The 1,726-nt window shown below is 57.9% G+C and carries 1 protein-coding gene; it reads right to left on the bottom strand.

The window, feature by feature from the left end:
• On the bottom strand, window positions 1–1,402 hold a 1,402-nt coding region (gene ltrA / locus L9059_RS30525; RefSeq protein ID WP_247296846.1), incomplete at its 3' end, for a group II intron reverse transcriptase/maturase.
• Window positions 1,403–1,726 lie beyond the last annotated feature (324 nt).

Here is a 1,726-nt window from a genome sequence, read left to right as displayed (position 1 = left end):
GGTTTATCGTATCCAGTATCGAGACCAATCCGAGGCTATCCCACAACTTCTTCGGTAGGGCCTGATTCATATGTGACGCTCCCGAATTCCACCATGGACCTCGTCCATTGAAGGCTGATTTGCAGGCGCGCGCTTCGCTAAGCCCCAGACGCATCAGGTTACGTGCCCTCGTTGAGGGCTGTTTCCATTGGCGCCATATAACGCAGCGAAGCTTACGGCGCATCCAGCCATCCAGCTCCTCAAGGGGTCGTTTGCTCTGGCTAAGCTTGAAGTAACCTGCCCAACCACGTAGCACCGGGCTGATCCGCTCGATGACATTCGCCATCTTGTGACCCCGCGCTCCGCGCAGCAGCTCTCTGAGCCGGTCGCGCAAGCGATTCAGGCTCATCGTTGCCACTTTCAGCTTCGGCTGTTTATGCCAGCTCATCCCATAACCCAAGTAATCACAGACCCAAGGCCTTGCCACGCGGCTCTTTTCCCGATTCAGCGTCAGTTTTAGGCGCTGATTCAGGAAGCGCTCAACTCCAGCTAACACTCGCTTGCCAGCACACCGACTGCGCACATAAATGTTGGCGTCGTCTGCATAGCGCACGAAGCGATGGTCTCGCTGCTCCAGTTCGCAGTCGAGTTTGTCAAGCAAGATGTTCGACAGCAACGGCGAGAGCGGGCCGCCTTGTGGCGTCCCTTCCTGCCGTCGGCTGACGAGTCCGCCCGACATCGTTCCCGCTTCGAGGTAACGACGAATCAACGTGAGCACACGCTTGTCTTCGATTTGACGTGCCACGTAGGCCATAAGGACATCGTGGTTGACTCGATCAAAGAATTTCTCCAGATCAAGCTCCACGCACCAGCGGTGTCCCGCTGCTACATGGCCGCGAGCGGTTTCAATGGCTTGGTGGGCGCTTCTGCCCGGACGAAAACCGTAGCTGTAATCCGAGAACAGAGGGTCGAAAATCGGCGTGAGCTGTTGCAGCAGAGCTTGTTGGATCAGACGATCCACGACGCTGGGGATGCCCAGCTGTCTTGTCCCGCCTTTGGGTTTGGGGATTTCAACGGCACGTACACCTTGCGGGTGATATTCGCCAGCCAGCAGCCGAGTCTTGAGAATAGGCCAGTACTGTTTCACGTAGCCTGCCAACTGGTCGACCGTCATGCCATCGGCACCCGGCGCGCCCTTGTTGCTGACTACGCGCTGATACGCACGCTTGAGGTTGGCGGGTGCGAGCACCCGCTCCATCAGCGTGTCCGGCTCCGCGTTCGTCCACGCCACAGACGCCGCCGATGTTTTCGCCCTGTCAGCCGTCATCCTCGGATACCGTCCGGGACTTGGGGTAACAGTTTTCTCTGGGAGAATATTCTGCGTTTCAACATTCGACGAGACTCTGACGCCTACTGGCGGCATAACCTGTTCAGCCCTTGGTGACGCGGTTACTCGTCACTTACTACGGCTTCGGCTGACTTCTGCACGCTCATCCCGTCGCCTCTCGACGCCCGGTAGCACAGTGGCGAACGTACAGATCTCCCAGGGTAATTCGCGCGACCTTCCTGCTTATGCCCGTCGGATCTACGTCGCAGCGCTCCGTGCAAGTATTGGGCTTTGAAGATATTGGCCTTCTTACCCCGCTACACCGCCTCTATCCGCTTCCTGTTCGTCAGGCCAGCATTTTGCCTCGGGCTTCCTTCAGATTCGCGGTCACCCGCGACACCCTTGCCTCTGGCTAACACT

It is taken from the genome of Pseudomonas violetae (assembly GCF_023072615.1).
GTDB classification, from domain to species: Bacteria; Pseudomonadota; Gammaproteobacteria; order Pseudomonadales; family Pseudomonadaceae; genus Aquipseudomonas; species Aquipseudomonas violetae.
This window is presented reverse-complemented; position numbering and strand designations above follow the sequence as displayed.